Annotated in this window: 19 protein-coding genes; 11 read left to right on the forward strand and 8 right to left on the reverse strand. The window is 34.8% G+C overall.

The genetic code is table 11. From position 1 onward, the window contains the following. Window positions 1-377 precede the first annotated feature (377 nt). Together AB0A59_RS05185 and AB0A59_RS05190 are read left to right on the forward strand one after the other, a co-directional pair. Window positions 378-506 (forward strand): ester cyclase, encoded by a 129-nt coding sequence (locus tag AB0A59_RS05185; protein ID WP_458747031.1) that lies wholly within the window; start codon window positions 378-380, stop codon window positions 504-506. A gap of 21 nt (window positions 507-527) precedes the next feature. Next, window positions 528-686, forward strand: a complete 159-nt coding sequence (locus AB0A59_RS05190) for a hypothetical protein (protein ID WP_458747032.1) — start codon at window positions 528-530, stop codon at window positions 684-686. A gap of 90 nt (window positions 687-776) precedes the next feature. On the opposite strand, the gene AB0A59_RS05195 is transcribed toward AB0A59_RS05190, so the two are convergent. The 5 genes from AB0A59_RS05195 to AB0A59_RS05215 all read right to left on the reverse strand — a co-directional run bounded on the left by AB0A59_RS05195 (window position 777) and on the right by AB0A59_RS05215 (window position 3,570). Beyond that, on the reverse strand, window positions 777-1,013 hold the full coding sequence (locus AB0A59_RS05195) for a hypothetical protein (RefSeq protein WP_458747033.1): 237 nt from the start codon (window positions 1,011-1,013) through the stop codon (window positions 777-779). A 947-nt stretch (window positions 1,014-1,960) separates the two neighbouring features. Beyond that, entirely contained in the window at window positions 1,961-2,398 is a 438-nt protein-coding gene (locus AB0A59_RS05200; RefSeq protein WP_458747034.1) for a hypothetical protein, read from the reverse strand. Window positions 2,399-2,457: 59 nt separating this feature from the next. Continuing rightward, window positions 2,458-2,844 (reverse strand): hypothetical protein, encoded by a 387-nt coding sequence (locus AB0A59_RS05205; RefSeq protein ID WP_458747035.1) that lies wholly within the window; start codon window positions 2,842-2,844, stop codon window positions 2,458-2,460. 127 nt (window positions 2,845-2,971) lie between these two features. Further along, on the reverse strand, window positions 2,972-3,316 hold the full coding sequence (locus tag AB0A59_RS05210) for a winged helix-turn-helix domain-containing protein (protein WP_458747036.1): 345 nt from the start codon (window positions 3,314-3,316) through the stop codon (window positions 2,972-2,974). Then, on the reverse strand, window positions 3,313-3,570 hold the full coding sequence (locus tag AB0A59_RS05215) for a DUF7521 family protein (RefSeq protein WP_458747037.1): 258 nt from the start codon (window positions 3,568-3,570) through the stop codon (window positions 3,313-3,315). The genes AB0A59_RS05210 and AB0A59_RS05215 overlap by 4 nt, the downstream gene beginning before the upstream one ends. 129 nt (window positions 3,571-3,699) lie before the next feature. On the opposite strand from AB0A59_RS05215, the gene AB0A59_RS05220 reads away from it, so the two are divergent. Further along, window positions 3,700-4,113, forward strand: a complete 414-nt coding sequence (locus AB0A59_RS05220; RefSeq protein ID WP_458747038.1) for a cupredoxin domain-containing protein — start codon at window positions 3,700-3,702, stop codon at window positions 4,111-4,113. Window positions 4,114-4,288: 175 nt separating this feature from the next. On the opposite strand, the gene AB0A59_RS05225 is transcribed toward AB0A59_RS05220, so the two are convergent. Beyond that, window positions 4,289-5,131, reverse strand: a complete 843-nt coding sequence (locus AB0A59_RS05225; RefSeq protein WP_458747039.1) for a cupredoxin domain-containing protein — start codon at window positions 5,129-5,131, stop codon at window positions 4,289-4,291. 1,152 nt (window positions 5,132-6,283) lie between these two features. Here AB0A59_RS05225 and AB0A59_RS05230 point away from each other — a divergent pair. The 6 genes from AB0A59_RS05230 to AB0A59_RS05255 all read left to right on the forward strand — a co-directional run bounded on the left by AB0A59_RS05230 (window position 6,284) and on the right by AB0A59_RS05255 (window position 12,142). Then, entirely contained in the window at window positions 6,284-6,871 is a 588-nt protein-coding gene (locus AB0A59_RS05230; protein ID WP_458747040.1) for a hypothetical protein, read from the forward strand. Between the two features lie 735 nt (window positions 6,872-7,606). Then, window positions 7,607-9,118: a multicopper oxidase family protein gene (locus tag AB0A59_RS05235; protein WP_458747041.1), complete on the forward strand. Its 1,512-nt coding sequence runs from the start codon at window positions 7,607-7,609 to the stop codon at window positions 9,116-9,118. Between the two features lie 27 nt (window positions 9,119-9,145). Beyond that, a complete protein-coding gene (locus AB0A59_RS05240) occupies window positions 9,146-9,814 on the forward strand; it encodes a hypothetical protein (RefSeq protein ID WP_458747042.1) in 669 nt (222 codons plus the stop codon). 425 nt (window positions 9,815-10,239) lie between these two features. Continuing rightward, entirely contained in the window at window positions 10,240-10,530 is a 291-nt protein-coding gene (locus AB0A59_RS05245) for a hypothetical protein (RefSeq protein ID WP_458747043.1), read from the forward strand. A gap of 298 nt (window positions 10,531-10,828) precedes the next feature. Further along, on the forward strand, window positions 10,829-11,095 hold the full coding sequence (locus AB0A59_RS05250) for a TFIIB-type zinc ribbon-containing protein (RefSeq protein WP_458747044.1): 267 nt from the start codon (window positions 10,829-10,831) through the stop codon (window positions 11,093-11,095). 468 nt (window positions 11,096-11,563) lie between these two features. Beyond that, window positions 11,564-12,142: a hypothetical protein gene (locus AB0A59_RS05255; protein WP_458747045.1), complete on the forward strand. Its 579-nt coding sequence runs from the start codon at window positions 11,564-11,566 to the stop codon at window positions 12,140-12,142. Window positions 12,143-12,428: 286 nt separating this feature from the next. Here AB0A59_RS05255 and AB0A59_RS05260 read toward each other — a convergent pair whose 3' ends face one another. Further along, the gene (locus AB0A59_RS05260) at window positions 12,429-13,199 is read right to left on the reverse strand and encodes a plastocyanin/azurin family copper-binding protein (protein ID WP_458747046.1); all 771 of its coding nucleotides are present in this window, start codon (window positions 13,197-13,199) and stop codon (window positions 12,429-12,431) included. A gap of 357 nt (window positions 13,200-13,556) precedes the next feature. Here AB0A59_RS05260 and AB0A59_RS05265 point away from each other — a divergent pair, with 357 nt between their 5' ends. Continuing rightward, window positions 13,557-14,015 (forward strand): FxLYD domain-containing protein, encoded by a 459-nt coding sequence (locus AB0A59_RS05265; RefSeq protein ID WP_458747047.1) that lies wholly within the window; start codon window positions 13,557-13,559, stop codon window positions 14,013-14,015. A 232-nt stretch (window positions 14,016-14,247) separates the two neighbouring features. Here the strand turns inward: AB0A59_RS05265 and AB0A59_RS05270 are convergent, their stop codons facing one another. After that, window positions 14,248-14,379: a hypothetical protein gene (locus AB0A59_RS05270; RefSeq protein ID WP_458747048.1), complete on the reverse strand. Its 132-nt coding sequence runs from the start codon at window positions 14,377-14,379 to the stop codon at window positions 14,248-14,250. A 661-nt stretch (window positions 14,380-15,040) separates the two neighbouring features. Between AB0A59_RS05270 and AB0A59_RS05275 the strand changes: the two genes are divergently transcribed. Further along, window positions 15,041-15,595: an HdeD family acid-resistance protein gene (locus AB0A59_RS05275; RefSeq protein WP_458747049.1), complete on the forward strand. Its 555-nt coding sequence runs from the start codon at window positions 15,041-15,043 to the stop codon at window positions 15,593-15,595. Window positions 15,596-15,677 lie beyond the last annotated feature (82 nt).

Consider the following 15,677-nt stretch of genomic DNA (forward strand, 5'->3'; position numbering starts at 1 on the left):
CTCTCTCCCTTTGATCAGCGTTACAATTTTTGTGAGCAATTCCATAATATTTTTCTCAGAAAGATATTATATAAATTTAGGTTGCAATTCCATAGGATGTTTAATAAATGCAAAAAGAATCAGAATTGTATCTTCCGATTATTATTCGGGTTTTTATTGTTGATAGGCGGTGGCTGCTTGCCTATAGTTTATTCTCAAAGTTCTAACTTGTCTCAAACAAACCCGCCGGACGTTAAAAAAACAAGGACGTAATTGTTGAATTAACAGATGCTTTTAACGAAAGAAATCTTACCGCGATAGATACGCTTGTTGCAAAAGATATTAAAGAGCATAGGCCAGGTGCATGACAAGGAGTATAGGCAACGAAAGGTTTTCTTATGGCCCTCCAAACAGCGTTCCCAGACTTTAAGACCGCTATAAACCGGATAGTAGCAGAAGGTGACAAGGTAATTGTATTTACAAATACTACAGGCATTCATGAAGGACCATTTATAATTGCACCATGAATACCACCTACAGGTAAAGTATTGTCATTTCAAACAGGCGATTTTTACACTATGGGTGAAAACGGAACGATTGTAGAGCACCAAGACGTTATTGAAATCGTGGACATGCTTCAAAAGATGGGCGCTATACAATTCTTAACAAACTCCTCTTCTTCCTCATCCTCATCATTATTACCATAATCGTTGGCGCAATAGATCAATAGATAAGTTTTATATCTTATCATTTTGTGCATTGATATGGAGCTATCCTATCGAACAGGAATAATAATTTTATTGGCTTTCAAAATTAATAGTATAACCTATTATTTGTATTACAAATCCAACAATCAAAAGAATCGCGCCCAGTCGTGCCAATCGTGTTTCTAATATTCTGTGTTTTATTTCATGTTCACTGTGTTTTGACATTTTCTCGATTGTTTGACTAGACCTGAAAATCTTACCGTAATACATCAGTATTGCTCCAATAATATCTATCAACAAGCCAATCACAATTATGATGTCTAACACTATGCTACTATTTCTAGGACGTTATTAATAGTAATAGAAACCACAAAGCATTCAAAAATGTCATCGATCACCTATCGTTTTTAAATTAAAGTAAATTTACTCAAAAAGTCATCTTTGACCGAAACATTCATTGTTGGGAATGTATCTTGGATTTTTCTTTTACAAAAGAAAAGAAAATCAAAGTAGATGAGGGTTGTAGATTTGAAATATCAAGAGCATCGAAATTATTGTGATATATAAGCCTTTTATAATTTTTAAAATAGATTTTGTTTAATAAACTAATAAAAAAGTTAGGAGCTATGTAAAAGACTGATAAAACATTCATTATTATATTCACTATGTGTGAAAGAAATCATGGCCGAAAATTTTTAGTCCTTTTTCTATTATGCGATTATCTTTCATTTTCATTTTAGTTAATTGAATCAATATGCAAATTTGAGATTCAGATAATTTCACAAAGGGTAATAAAATTTGCAACAGTAGTGTTGCAAAATTAGAAAGTTAATCTCACTTTACTGCTCAAAGAACTTCTGAAATCTTGCTTTTTTGTAGTTTGGAAAGTTGCTTTGTCAGAAGTCTCTTATCTTATTTATAGTAAAAATATGGTAATCAAATACCTCTTTAAAGTAATTTTTCTTTCGATTATACTTCACAGGTTGTTTAGGTGCCATATTCAATTCTTCAACCATACGACCAATACTTAAGATTTCAAAAACAATGTGAATTGAGGTAATTTTTGAACTTGGTTGACTAATACTGAAAGCGATTTGGGGCTAAGTCAACTCCTTTTCTTCTTCAGAAAGTTTAAACTGTTCTGTTATTTCTCCAATAGGTTCTATGATCACAGGAGCATAGTATATTTTGTAATATTGATTTTATCTATTATTTAAGACGAATCTACTCCAATGCCACTACTAAAAATTGATCGTATTCTTCTATCTAACTGTTCACTTAATCGTAACATTCGATTGCCTTATGTTGTATATAGAAAAAGCAGACAACGCTACTACTATAACCTGAAAGATTTTAGAGATCATGTCTAATCTTCCGACATAATACTCGACGCCAATAACTGGAACACCAATAGTTCTAGAGGCTATGTATGTTACTATCAATCCGATAGATATTATAATGACTACTATATGTGGAATCGTGTTTGTATAATTTGATTTTAGAACCCAAATGCCTAGAATGAAATTAACTATTCCTACCGAAATAAAAAAAGCCATTTCAATCTGTTTTTCTGCCAATTCTCCTTGTATTCCAAATTCTGAGAGCTCTTTGAAATCTTCGTATTCACCGTTTGCTACAACAAAGTAAACGATTCCCGTCACAAAAAGAAAGGCTACCAAAATATAGTTAACATATTTTTGATTTATTATCATGACTAAAATTATCTCCTGTGAACGAAACAGAAAAATGACAAAAAAATGAAGATGATTTTTTAAGATAGGCCTTTTTTGGCTTCTTCTGCGTGAGTAACTGCCCCGGTTGTATCACCTTCTTTTAACGCTTTTAATGAAGCCTCAATATGTTTTTCAGAGTTTACAGCGCCTGGATTGTCTTCTAGCGCAAGTTCTGCTTGGTATAATTGCTTTTTGGCTTCAGAATCGTCACCACTGTTTATAGCTGCTATTCCTGCATCTATTGCCTTTACCACTGGACTATCAGACAAAGTGGATGTTTGAGGAACAGAGCTTGTCGTGGTATTTTCTATTGAATCGGTAGTATTTGTTTGAGCATACGTACTGATGCTGCTTGAAACCAAAAGTATTGACACTGTTAGGGCGATTGTAAGCAGTTTACTAAATGAGGATGTAGAGATATTCATTAAATCATTATACTGATTAAATTTATAATAAATTACCGCCCATTCTCACTATATGAGAATACGAGTATAGCTGATAGAACAGTATGTATAGGGTATAACAATAAAAAGTAACACTTGAATTAGAGATTTAACCTTTAAACTGCTGCCACAGTCTAGCTATTTTATCTTCTAGAGGCTTGTGTTTAGCGTTGTATACGAGTTTTTTGTTTTTGTATCTTATAGATATTTCGTAAATCCAGAGAGTATAGAATGCTTCATCTAATCCATCCATTCTACGCAAGATTTTTGTTTTCTTGATTATGTCTAGGTCTTCTAATTTGCTCATTTTTCTATATGTGGAAGATAACGGCAAATCCAATATGGTGGCCACCTGTTGAATAGTGATCTCTTTTTCTTCAAGCAATTTCATTATTCGAAGACTAGCATCATCTAAAAGAATGGACAGATAATCTCTTGTGGCTAGACTCTTCAACTTTTAAGCACTGCAACAATCACAAACACAAATCCAGCTATTTCGGTGATTTCTTCAATTAATTCCTTATTGCTTTCTTCTGCAAAATTCATATAATCTCCTATTATGGTATCTCCCATAGTTATGAGAAAAAATCCAAATGCAAGGTAGAGCATTGGAAGATACTTTGATCTTACAAAAGCCCTGGCAGCAAAGTAAACAAGTATGAAACCTAAAAGAATATGAATTAAAATTACCAGCCCTAACCAGTCCATTGATTAGATGAAATAGACAAGGGTTAAAACCATTTTCAGATTAATCCCTCTTTTAATATAGATCAAAATGGTTTATAATAAAATTGGCTAACGCTTTAAATTTTTATAACAGCTTTTATAACCATTATTATGAAAACTAGTTATTATGTGTATTTTCTACCCCTGTTTGTAATGGCTATTGGCCTTATTTCTTTACCTGTCTATCAAAGCCTTGCTCAAAGTACACATTCAGAAGCTGACTCTACTCCCATTAATGCTGTCATTATGATAACAACGGGAGAACAAGGACAACCCGTTTTTAGTCCGCAAAAGACAGAGATAAAGCAAGGAGACGAAATATTGATTGTGAACAATGTAACCCAACAACAAACATTTACCAACGGCAATGGAACCGGAGATCAGATGGATGGCAAAATATTTTCAGTAGAAATAGCTCCAGACAGTTTTGCAGAATACTTGGCTTCAAACATCTCTCCTGGTAATTACACATTCTATTCAGAGAATGATCCTAATCTAAAGGGTGAACTCATCGTATCGCCTTAGCAAGATTTAGCCTATCAGTCTGTTTTTTTTATACAAGTTGATTCTAAAGCTTAACTTGTAGTATCATTATGTTAAGTTCGTATTAACGATAGAATATGCCATTACTAAATTAAACTAAGAAAAAAATTTGTAAATTGTTTGTTCCTTTGTCTTCTTTTATTTTTAATTCTTCCCATTAACTATATGGCAAGGAGGAAGATAACTCGCTAATAGGAGGAATAATGGTGTCAAGAGCATTGCCTTGGGAAGTCCAAACTATTAATGTCTGTACATCTCCTGTCCCCTTTTGTCCTCCTCTTAAATCGTTAAAGTCATACATGCTATCAATTGTCAATCCTGCATTTTGAATATCTTGAACATATGCGTCAATATCTTGTGTTGGAACCATCAATACTCCTACCGTGTCTTTTGTTGAGTTGTCTGCTGAATTGGCAATAGATGAAGTCGAATTGTCAACTACTGTTACTGTTCCGGTCATTGTAACACCTGGGTCTCCCTCAGCTTGATAGTTATATAAACCAGGTTCATTGAAGGTAAATGTTTGAGATAATTGCATATCAGTTATTTCTCCAGTATTAAATAAGGTGGATGATCCATCAGTGTCTTTTACATCTATAGTACGTTCATGGCCTACATCCCCGTTAAACCAACCTATGGTGGTTCCAGCACTTACAACTGCATTTTCTGGTACAAAGTGTTGGTCCAAAAATCTGGCTTCATTGTCTTCACCAGCAGCATGATGACCTTCATTTGGGATAAGAATAACGAGATTTTTTATACTGTCGCCCAAAGTCATTGTTTTGGTGTTAAAAATGCTTTCTGCATTGATATTTGGTTGATTATTATCGCCAATGCTACCGACACCGTTATTGTTACTATTCGTAATAGTAGCAGCGCTACTAGTGTCATTATCTAATTGCGCATATGCGTCATAGTCGAAAGAAGAGTATTGTGTCGAAAAAGAAAATACAACAAGCATGCCAAAAATAAATAAAACTACTGGAATTGTATTGATCATAGTCTAAATGGTATTTTATCAGTAATATTAGTAATACGTTTAATTCGTTAGAGTCAGTTATTATGAAGGGATTTTCCATATCACCTTTGCGCATCAATTTAATTGCTTTCAAATATGAGAATTAGAATAAGGCATATAAACAAAATAATCGTGAAAATGGGTATAAACACATGTCATAAGTTGCATCTAGGAAGGAATATCTCATCTTTCCCAGATGTAAGTGCCATTTAGCCTAAATGACGCATAGTATATTGTCATCTTATCTCTATTAAATATTACGAGAGGTTGAACAATGAAATGTATTTATGAAAAAATAATTGAAGAGTCAAATCCTACCTTTAATTGTAATTATTTTCGGGGATCGGATTTAAATTTCGAGATTACAATGCCTCTTAATCTATGATTATAACAATAATAATATTGAATCAATTCGGGTGTTGATATGAATAACTATAGTAACGAACTACTTCATACTCTGGTTTTGTTAAAAGTTCATTTTCCATGTCAAGATTTTTCATTTGAGAAATAGTTTTAAATCTATATAGACTTTCAAAATCGTATATGCCACGAAATCGGCATCGCCTTCGGGCTCTCATTCATAACAAAAGATAGAGTTCCGTGTCATATTTGCCGCGAATCCCACTCAGTCCATTCTAGTAAAGCCTCGTTAAAAGACCTCAGTTACTAAATCTTCTATCTCTTTTTTGGTTAAGATCAATGTTTGTAGCATTAGGCACTGCTAATTATCTTGAAAGGTCTTCATTCTCTGCTTCTAAAGCAAATAATTAACATTAGTTGATGAATCAAGACGGCTGTACCAACTTTTGACATTGGGTATATGCTTGAGTAGTAGACGGGTTTGTGCCTGCTTGAGATACGCCTTTGCATTCCATGAATTACCTACGGGTTGATACTTGTTATAATTCTAGGATTTTCCAACATTTCCGTTCATAATTCGAATGTACTGTAATATTTTATATCCATGGTCAAAAAATGGCAAAATACAAAAACGTTAAATACCAATTACTAGAACTAGGTAATATACATGAGTCTGAGCACTAGAAATTATTATAATGATAATAGAAAATACAATATGGAATCTAAACTAAGCGGAATTGCTTGGAATGGTCAATTGATGGAGCGAATAATTCGATGATCCAACACATACGACCCCAGATCAAGACTTGTACCTTACTATGTACACTTACTATATCGATGTTTGTTTTAGTAATGTTTGCTTTTGATCATTCAAATTATACTACAGTATTTTTTATTCCGAATGCATATGCTACCAACGGTCCTGAGGCAATAGGTGGTCTGGCCGCAACTGTTGATTTGGGTAGTCCCTTTTATATTCAACATTATCAGCATGTTGTTGAGCCACCACAATCGGAATCGGAACCAAATCTTTACGTAAACCATACAAACGAAGGAATAATCAATGGAAACTTGACCGTAATTCAGGAAGGGAACACCACAGAGACTTTCAGAAATAATAACACAGTCTATCTCCAAGGTTTCAGAAATCTAACAACTGATAGTGATCTGGATGCGGCAAGTTATAATTTCCAAGCAATAGGTAACTACAGTCCAGATAACACTTACGAAAGTAGAGGCGTGGCAATTTTTGATGAAGGTGCTACTGGAGAACTATCATTTCTAGAGAATTCAGTTGCCATCTATAAGGTCAAGGTTGATGCCGACGGAAACGGGGCATTTCTTATGTGGCACTTGAAATAAGATGTATGGCACTGGAAAACTATCAAATTAGAAATACAAGTAAATGAGGGAATGGCACATAAAAACAACATAATATTCCGATAAAGTAGAACCGCTTGGAGTAGTGGACCTAGAAGCCTCAACTAGCACGTGAATAAATAGTACGGATAGTAGCAGCCTATCCTCTTAGAATTGTAAAAGCTAGCACACTTTTCCCTGGCACTTCAGAACGAAATATTTCTTGTTTTAAATCCTGATAGTAATACGCTATAATTCTGGGATTTCCCATAATTCTGTTCATAATTCAAAACTATACCACCTTTATATCCTATAAAGAGAATGATTAAAATTAAAAATACAGAAGGTTTTATTGATAACTTTGATGTTGGTATCTATCGAAACGAAGGCGCAGTGTACATATCCTCAAACTGCGATGTGGTATTAGTTTAAACTAATCCACTGGTTTATACATTATATAATTTCATTTTTTAATTGTTAATAACTACACTGGCAGTTAAATATATCAATACATTGTTCATTTTTTAATGTTTTTTTGGTTAGGTCGTACGTATTATGGCAAAAATATGAGGTTAAAACCAAAAATTTTAGCAAGCAATAAATAGCAATTGAAAGAAGCGAGCATTACTGATGATACAGAATAATAACTATTACTTTTTTAATAAGCAGTTCAGTTTAAGAATTGAATATAAAAGAAACCATTTAGAAAGATCAAAATACCTGGCGGGATTTAATTAGATGGTCAACAAAATAAAACCTTCTATTAATAGCCGTGGCTTTGTGTACACTTTTTCCATTTCTATGTTTGTTTTGATGATAATGTTTGCATTTGATCATTCAAATTTCAATGCTTTAGCCCAAAATCAATCTTTGCCTTTTTCTGATATTTATAGCGAACAAGTATTAAAAAAAATAAACGATAAGGATCATTTGGCTGGGATGAACTTTTCAAAGCCTGTAGATGTATACAGCAAAGATGGGGTTTTGCAAACTACACTCGTTGCTGATTACAAGATAGGTAAAGTGGACAACAAGACAATCACTGGAATGGTATACAATGGTTCTCTCGTGGGACCTGCTTTTCATGTCTATCCTGGAGACAGAGTGGAGATTGATTTGGTAAACAATCTCAATGAATCTACCAACCTGCATTTCCATGGACTTCATGTGTCTCCTGGAAATACTTCTGATAATATATTTCTGAATGTTGAGCCAGGCAAGACGCTGCACTATACGGTCGATATTCCGAAAAATCATGACCCAGGCACGAATTGGTATCATTCACATTTGCATAAACTTTCTTATGGACAAGTTTCGGGAGGGATGTCTGGATTGTTTATTATTGAAGGCTTAGAACAGTTATTGCCAGACCCATTACAGAATATCACTAAACAGCCCGTTGCCATGAAGGATTTTCCATTTGACAATCTATTCGTTACTACACATAATTTGAGTAACACAATGACGGGCCGTGAAAGCCTAACCGTTAACGGGGAAGTCAATCCGGTTATCAACATAAAATCAGGCGAGACTCAGTTATGGCGCCTTGCCAACATCGGTTCTGAGAATGAATACACGCTCACACTCCCCGGCAATACATTCCATGTTATAACAGAAGATGGAAGCCCGGTTTGGGAAGTATGGAATAATGATACTCTTTTCTTCCCATCGGGAAAACGGTTTGATGTACTGGTGACTGCCAACGGGAGTGGGCCTATTCCATTAGGAGTTCCTGCTAACCCCTTTACTGCACCGTACGATTCACATGTTGCGACTGTAAATGTACAAGGTAACCAAACAGATGCGAATTCTGCAGATACTCTCCCTACAAGCTTAATTCCAGAGAGGGACTTGAGTAATGCGAACATATCTAATTATCGAGTCCTTAATTTCTCATCAAATGATAGAGATTGGATCTACGAGATAAATAATACGACCTTTGATCCTAACAGAGTAGATATAACAGCGAAGCTTGGAACTGTAGAGGAGTGGAAGTTAGTAAACCTTGATAAAATCTCTTCTGGCAACATACATCCATTTCATATCCATGTAAATGACTTTCAGGTAATGTCAGTTAACGGAAAACCATATGACGCTCACGGGTACCAAGATACAGTTATTATTCCAACTGAAGGTGAAGTGGTCATTCGAATCCCGTTTGATGATTTTGTAGGAAAATCCGTCTATCACTGCCACCTGATGTTTCATGGGGACTTTGGCATGATGGGTATCTTTGAGGTCGTTAAGTAGATGATGATGTTATTGGAGATTAATAGCATGTTTGAGATAATTATGTCCCAAAAAGGAAAAGCAGTGGCTATGATCGTTGTAATGGCCTTTGCCGTAGCCGGACTTACAGCAGTAACCTCTCTTTCAGATTCGCTTGTGATAGCTCAAGGCGTCGGTAATCTTTCAGATCCGTCTGTAGTAGCGGAATTATCTGGATTGAACAAACACCCCAATTTAACACCCGGAAATGTTTCAGATTCGTCTGGGGTATCCCAGAACCAAGATAACGACCCAAATGATTGTTTTAGGACAAACAATAACATAGATACTTGTCCTTTGCACTCTCATTTTAAAGGCCTCAGTAATGCCACAACGGATTGTTTTAAGATAGTTGGAGAAGCGAAGGTAAGCACCGGCGATGCTCAAAATTACACGGAAAGTGTACAGAGCTTTTTCTCCTTACTACCTACAAACAACGAACTAACATCAATAAATGAAAATATAGGTGGAGGCAGCGGTCCAGTAACTGATATGAAGGGTATATGGGATTTAATGAAGAGTGAGGACATGACTCGAAACGATAGGCAATTGGTATTGGACGAAATTAATAGCATCTTGGCAACCGCCCAACCCGGGTTCACCCAAATACAACAGGATGCGCTAAGTTTCTGTTTTACAGATGAAACCAATGCTTTGGGCCCTGGACTTAACTATTAGGTCCATCACCTTTTCTTTAGACTAGACAATAGTCTGTAAGATTGCCACTTTCCATTTATTCATTCTTGTTTCATAAATTTCGATTCAAAGTGACTGACAGCCGAACCTGATTCCCCAACCATTAGTATGTTGTAACACTTCCTTGTCATATTTGCCGCGAATCCCACTCATTCCACTTTTATAACAGTGATAAAATACGGTTCTCACAATAATAATAGTGATATAGAACCAATGGACTAGCCAGTTTTAGACGACTTAATAAATAGGATTATCTATGATTTTGGTCTATTTGATCGTATATTCTAATAGATTCTAATTCTAGTTATGAAATCATGGTACTATGTAGCAATGGTAAAAAATGAATCCATAAAATTATACTTATACTAAACTAAGTATTATATATCATAAAATAAAAGGTACCTCGCATGAATAAATTCAATGCATTCTTAGTTTTAAGTATCGTAGCAGTCACGTCAATATTCGCAGGAGTAGCAATGGTAACACCAGCAGTAGCACAAGGTAATTCAACAATACCAATGGGTGATATGGGTAATACGACGATGACGATGGACAATTCTACTAGTATGACTAGTAATTCGACTAACTCAACCGAATCAGAAGAAGAAAGCTCTGAGAGTGGCGAAAGTGAAGAAGAAAGCTCTGAGAGTGGCGAAAGTGAAGAAGAAAGCTCTGAGAGTGGCGAAAGTGAAGACTAACTTTAAATCATTTTAATTTTTTGTCTAGTGATTCCTAAGCTACATTAATTATTGATTTCTGAGAGAATAGTTACGACTTCGAGGACTATCTTATGGGTAGATTCTTAATGTTCATTAATAAACTCTAGCAAGAAATTACATTTTTTAAAAATGAAAATTAACTGATTTTTCAGTTGTTAAAAAGGTATAAAAACTTAGTTAGAATACAAATTTACTTGTTAAAAGAAAGAAATAGAGGTTTATAGATACACAATGTTGCTTATAGTAATTTATAAACTTTAAAGTACAATTTCAGACAATGAGTTTATTGTGTCCTAATTGTTCCACTGAAATGAGATTAAGCAATAGATCAGGGGTTGAAATAGATCAATGTCCTAGATGCAAAGGTGTATGGCTAGATCGTGGAGAATTAGAAAAAGTTGCAAATATGCAAAACAGGTACGAAGATGAACACTACCAAAAATATCACTATGGAAGAGGTCATGATGACGATGACGATGACTACTATCGTAGAAGAAAACACAAAAAAGGCGGTTTCTTGGGTGATTTATTTGACTTTGGTTGATTATGTACGAATAAATAATTCAATACTCCTCTTTTAATCGAATTTTAGGGGTTCTTATAGGGTAGATTATGGATAATGTATCCATCCAGGGTTAATTTATGATATTTACTGTATCTGCATGGTTCACTCGAAGAACTTTGGGATACTTGTGCCTCTCTGGGATAAAATAACGACGTAGGATTCCTATACTATACCCTATTACTTGAGTAACTTATATGAAAAAAATGTTTATCCGTATCCCAAAACAACCAGATTCTTATATAGTAGATTTGTTGATGACCATCGATTCTTGTCAGATAGCCGTCAGATAGCCGTCAGATAGCCGTTAAAGACAGACACTGCTTAACTTGGAATGGTAAAATCATCATCAAAATTTTGATATAAATACTCTTTTTTTGTTATATATAACATGTATAAGATTGGGAAAGGCGATTCCTCAAGCAATAGAGGTCAGTCCTTAGAGGCTGGTTGAGAGGTATATCGCGTGACAGCATAGCCATAGAGAACAAAATAGGGTATCGCAGTGTTTCTACTATAATTGATCAATTCCGACTCCAAATAGCAGATATGGATTTATTGAGAGCAGTTTCTATAGAGTTAAGAAAGAAGGACCTTGATCTATATCAGTTAGGTGCCTCTATTAGATTGAAAAGGAAATTAGACAAGATAAACTTACCAGAAGAACAAATAGAAAATGTCCTTGAGCAAATGAGCATCCATTGCTTTCAGGAAGATACTGATATTGAACAATTCTTTGTCCAGATCGACAAAGTTACACAGATGTCTAATACTCTTGGTATTTCAATATTTGATATTTCAGAAATCATTGAAAGAGAAAAACGGGAATTAGCCCGATTAGATGAACTGATATTCATTAATACTAAAGAAATTAGTAGACAGATAGTAGAGGAAGGAATTACGAAGAAAGACTTGGATGAATATAGAATGACAAGACCGCTTGCAGACAGAATAAAGCAGCTGGAGTGGGAATCAAAAGAGAAGGATCGAATTATAAGAAATTATTTACGATTCCTAGAAAAATGGTAAATGTTACAGGTTTGAAAACCTGTAAGCGTAGGATAAGTACAATATTCCACCAGCCGTGGAAACTGGATGCTTTTCATGAACCCTCACTCCATTGGCAATCGCCTGTGAGATGTGACATTCCATCTATGATGCTTTTAGGAGGTGGTTGAGTAATCATAAATTTTCATGGCTATTTTTCCAATATGATTGAGACTTAATTTAGTAATTTAAAAAGTAGAGAATGATAAAATGTTTACTCATGGAGATATTATACTCCATTAGCATTCCATGATTGCCTTATCTTATCTTATGTTACTGTTATGCTTCCGGTCATCCATGGATGCAATATACAGATATAGTTGTATGTCCCAGGTTTCTCAAATGTTACTGTAAATGTATTTCCTGCACCTGGATATTCTTGCTCCATACCCTTTGGAAGGAACCAACCGGAGTTGACATATTTTTCGGTACCGACAATCGTATAATTCGCATTGGGACTCATAAACTCAACATTACCAGTAGAGTCTATCACAGTTGGATTAAATGTTCTTGCATTTATGGCTATGATGGTGTTGGTGCCGTTTTGGCCTGGTAATACTATGGGCTCGTTGTTAGAGTTAGGGGGGAGAGCTGTGAATGTTGTGGTATTTGAAACAGACAGGGGAGAAACCACTCCTGCCATTGTGTTATTATCCATTACAAATGTCACCGTATGTGGTTCGCCTACCTCTGTAGGATTATGCCAAATCACAGGTTGTCCCACGTTTGCTTCAATATTGTCCGGAATATACATGGTGAGAGGGGCAGTATAATTACCTCCGCCAGCCGCAATCTCAATAGATTTGTTGTCTTGTTGTTCCTGTTGTTGTTGTTGTTGTTGTTGTTGTTGTTCCTGTTGTTGTTGTTGTTGTTGTTGTTGTTGTTGCGTCTGTTCCTGTGACTGTGAGGTTGCAAACACCAAGATATTCTTATCCTCTGTTGTGGTTTCAGATACAAAAAACAATAATGACATGAACACCATTGAAGTTATTGTTGCTATTACCATTGCAAAGATGGTTGAGCCTGATTTGTTACTCATCTTTTCAATATTATTGTGCTGCTTTATTAGTTTTCGGTGATTATTCTGGTTCTATTACTCAAGGACATTAAAATCATTGTTGTATTAGTCGACAAATACCAAATTAAACTAATTATATGTTGAATTGTGTGATTCTATCTTAAAATATGATAATGATATTCCCAACCGCCTAGAAAGTTAATGAAACTTTTGTAGCTGCCGTAAGTAATTAGATTCGGTGGATTACTATAAAGCCCTGTAAGACATACAAGTCATAATTTGGAGAAATACAATAGAGCACTAAGATTAACCTTGATATTTTGACTTAGATTCAATCACAAAGAAAATTTAATTAATATGCTTTTACTACAGAAGATAATGAAAAAAGTCTATTCTATTGTATTATCTTCTCTTGTTTTTGCTCTAGCAATACCTTTCGCTTATGGACAACAACTTGATAATCCTACAAATCCTAATACCACTATAAATCAAAACACAACTACAAACGCTCCTGAATCTATCATAGGCAAGAGCGAAAATCTTACAATAACCGATCTTAGATACCGTGCGGAATCAAATCAAATAACGGGAACGGTCACAAATAACTCGACAAATGAGCAGTCTTCTATAACCATATATGCGGTCCTTTTTGATAGTGATGATTCTTTTCTTGGAATATCTGAAGGAAGACCTTTAGTTGAATCTCTTCCACCATCTGATAATTCTCCATTCTCAATAGATTTGCTATCAGGATTTGGATTCTATGCAATGCCTGAGGACCCAAAGAGTATTAGCCATTATACAATATATGTAAAAGGATCCGAACCACTTTTCTAATACAATTAAAATCTACAAAGATTAAAAAAAGCAAGTCGATAAGGTCAAAGGGCCAACCAATAATTATCTTTCTCTCCGATTACAAATAAGTACTATATGGCATGTTTTTCCCACAACCAAAAATTGATTATTGAATAGACTCTTAAAAGTCCTTTTTAGATTCATAATCATGCCTAGAAAAAACAGCAGAGTCCAGCGTGTTAGAAACGGATTCGTTATATTTAAGACTACTTCAATTACCTGTGGGAATAGCTTTTGTAATGCTTAATCCAATAATGGGTATTATCGCAATCAAATATGGTAATGGCGTGTAATGTGTATTTCTTATAGCGGCTGTGATCTCGATTGCTATGATATTTATCACGGCAATATTGAAAAGGAGGGCAGCTTCAACAAAATTGTCATCTTAGTAACAAATAAAATATGATAAACTTTATTCTGTGCGTATGAGCAATCAAAGCCAATCATCATAGGTTAATTTCAATAATGCCTTTGTACTTTAAAAATTTGAGTGCAGATCTTAAATCATAGACCCGATTTTCTGCTTTGTCAGGAATCAAAGTCATATTGAAACCTCATTCAAGGTTCCTTCCCATGTGATCTTGTGGTCAATCCAGTCTATTAGATCAACCTTTTCTGATGTTCTGATGGTTCAAACATTTAAAACATTAGAGAAACTGATACTTTTATAGATGATGACAAGTTGATTTGGGCGGATAATTTACCTTATTTCCTAAATATTTACCTATTCAACCATTATAATCTAGTGAAAATGATCGCTAATACCGAATCCTTTTTTTTATCTCTACCGGAATCTAACAAACCTGCGTTTACAATTCATGATATTATTAATCTCTAATATTTGTAAAACTTTATATCTACAGTAACCTATTACTATTGAGTAGTATTATGAAGTATTTGAATACATATGCATTTAATGCATTTCATTTCCAACAATGCCATATTTTCTTGTCTAACATTCCAAAGTCTAGTACCGACTTTAACTCTCTAAGGGGGACCTTTTTTTGAGTATTGATAAATCTCCAGTTTGGGTACGTGCAGCCCAGATTGGTCTGGGTATAATTATCTTAATTCTATCTATAGTGGTATTGCTTAATCCAGTTATAGGAGGCATTTCGATAATTTTTATCCTTGCACTACTCTTATTCTTTGCTGGAATTGAAAAGGTCGTTTCGGGTATTATTGGAAAGGGAAAATCGCGCTTTGCCAATATTGCATTAGGAATTATTGTGATCATCATTTCATTGATAGCAATGACATATCCAGTAGGAGCAACTGTAATCGTAGTTGTATTGCTTGGTATAGCATTACTAGTTGATGGTATATCAAGAATAATTCACGGGCTAAAAAGTAGAAAGGAAACAGGAAAGTCAAACCTATTTGGTATGGGAGTCGGTGCTTTGGAAGTAATCTTTGCAATAGCAGTTATTGTTATCCCAAATATTGGAATCGCCTTGGCAGGAATCTTGATAGGCATAGCTTTGCTAATAACAAGCATACAAATAATTTATGCAGGGGTTACCGGTCGTTCTAGAAGCAAGGATACGTTGACAAAGTAGCAGCTTTATTTTACCTATAAAATTTTTTTTCTTTTTTTAAATAACCAATTCTTTTTGTTTCGCTAGTTTGTTTTAGAATAGT

Source organism: Candidatus Nitrosocosmicus sp. T (assembly GCF_054408485.1).